The sequence below is a fragment of the Streptomyces sp. UH6 genome (assembly GCF_013421635.1).
Classification (GTDB): Bacteria; Actinomycetota; Actinomycetes; order Streptomycetales; family Streptomycetaceae; genus Streptomyces; species Streptomyces abyssomicinicus.
Window position 1 is genome coordinate 1 of the sequence record NZ_JACADT010001041.1, and the last position, 1,938, is coordinate 1,938.

General features: G+C 71.3%; 3 protein-coding genes. All 3 read right to left on the reverse strand.

Annotated elements, in window-relative coordinates; all coding sequences use genetic code 11:
* Positions 1 to 66: 66 nt before the first annotated feature.
* Complete coding sequence (locus HW445_RS28920; RefSeq protein ID WP_218957481.1) at positions 67 to 330, reverse strand: PqqD family protein; 264 nt, start codon at positions 328 to 330, stop codon at positions 67 to 69.
* Positions 331 to 845: 515 nt separating this feature from the next.
* On the reverse strand, positions 846 to 1,631 hold the full coding sequence (locus HW445_RS28925) for a thioesterase II family protein (RefSeq protein ID WP_180223802.1): 786 nt from the start codon (positions 1,629 to 1,631) through the stop codon (positions 846 to 848).
* Positions 1,632 to 1,705: 74 nt separating this feature from the next.
* On the reverse strand, positions 1,706 to 1,938 hold a 233-nt coding region (locus HW445_RS28930; protein WP_180223803.1), incomplete at its 5' end, for a helix-turn-helix transcriptional regulator.

Below are 1,938 nucleotides of genomic sequence, written 5' to 3' on the forward strand. Positions count from 1 at the left end.
GGGCGTGGCCTGTCGTCAGGGGGCGCGCCTTGCCGGTCGTCGGGGGCGTGGCAGGGCCGGCCGGGCTCACGGCTCGGCGCGCATCAGCCCCGCGTCGCTCATCTCCTCGACCCAGATCTCCAGGTCGGTGCGCGCGTTGACCGGATCGGTGCGCCACAGGTCGGCGAGGATGTGTGCGGCCGCGTCCGGATTGCCGTCGTGAACGCGCAAAGCTATCCACATCGCCGTGGCCGTCGGGCCGCAGCGGTAGCGCGCACGGCCCCTCGCCGTGTCGGCGACTAGCTCCAGACAGCCGTCGGACTTGACGGAGGCGACGCTCACCCCGGGCATCGGTCGAAACCGCACAGACACCTCCCGTGTCCTCCCATTCGAAGACACCGTCGTGAGCGTCTCGCCCTTCAGTCGCTCAAGGGAGTCTCAAGTTATTACGGAGCGGTCGTCGAATCCATACGATGTGCCGCACTCAGGGGTGGTCCCCGGGGAACCCCTAAAGAATCCCGACGGGCGGGGCGGGAATAGGGGATTGTCGTGGAGGGCGGCCCGCCGGTGGAACAGGGAGAGCGGGTGGGAAGGCGCACCGGGGGGCGGTTGTCGGAATGGTCCGTGTCGGCTGGGACGTGCCGGGAGAACCGGACGTCCATTTCCGGCCGGACCGGTGCGGGGGACGTGGCCGGACGGCATCACCGGAATGCCCTTCCTCCTTTTTCCTCCGCGCCGCGGTTCCGGCCCTCGGTGGCGTTCCGGGGCGCTCTCGTGGATTCCGGGGAGGGCGGGCCGGTGCGGAATGCGGAATGCCGTGTTCCCGTCGAGGGGAACGGTGGACTCCACCGGTTTTCCAGGCGGGGTCAAGCGGTTCTCGAGTTGTCCTCCAGCAAGCGCCGGGTGCCTCTCGTCGCCGCGGCCCGCACCAAGGACCTTCGCACATCTCCGGTGATCAGCGCGGCCAGCCGCTCCGGGTCGTCCTGGAAGTAGAAATGACCGCCGTCGAAACGCCGCACCCCCACGAAATCCGTGGTCGAGTCCGCCCATTCCTCCAGCGGCCCGTCGGGGGCCAGCACGTCCTGCGTCCCGTGGAACACCGTCAGCGGAACCGGCAGCGGGGTCAGCCGGCGGGGCGGGCGCCAGTTGGCGACCAGGGTGACGTCGGCGCGGATCACGGGCGCGAACACGCTCCACAGCTCCGGGTCGTCCAGGATGCGCGGCGGGGTGCCGCCCAGCCTGACGAGCCGGCGGCGCAGCTCCGCGTCGGTCAGTTCCCCCGCCGCCACCGGCTCGCGGGTGGTGTACGGCGCCCCGCAGCCCGACAGGCCGAGCCACACCGGCCGCGGGCCACCGCGCTCGACGAGCCGCCGGGTCACCTCGAAGGCCACCAGCGAGCCCATGCTGTGTCCGAAGCAGGCGAACGGCACGTCCGGATCGCCGAACTCGGCGTCCAGCCGGTCGAGGAACCAGTCGACCAGGGTGTCGGCGTCGTCCAGCGGCGCCAGCCCGGCCAGCAGTCCGTGCCCCGGATAGTCCTGGGGCAGGAACCGCCAGTCGTCGGGGAAGAACGCGGTCCACTCACGGAACAGCAGCTGTGACCCGCCGGCGTGCGGGAACAGGAACAGACGCAGAGCACTGGGGGACTTCACGGTTCTCCGTTCGAAGGTGCGGCGCGGTGCCGCGCGGTACGGCGGGTGCGGTGGGTGCGGCGGGTGCGGCGGGGTCACGTCTGCTGGGCGAGGAGCCGGGTGGGCAGGGCCCGCCGGCTGCTCACCCCGAGCTTGCGGTAGACACGGGTCAGGTGCTGTTCGACCGTGCTCACGGTGATGAACAGCTGCTGGCTGATCTCCCGGTTGCTGAAGCCCCGCGCCGCCAGCAGCGCCACCCGGCTCTCGGCGTCGCTGAGCAGCAGCGGCCCCGTCGGTTCGGCGCCACCCTCGTCCGCCGGTACCACCT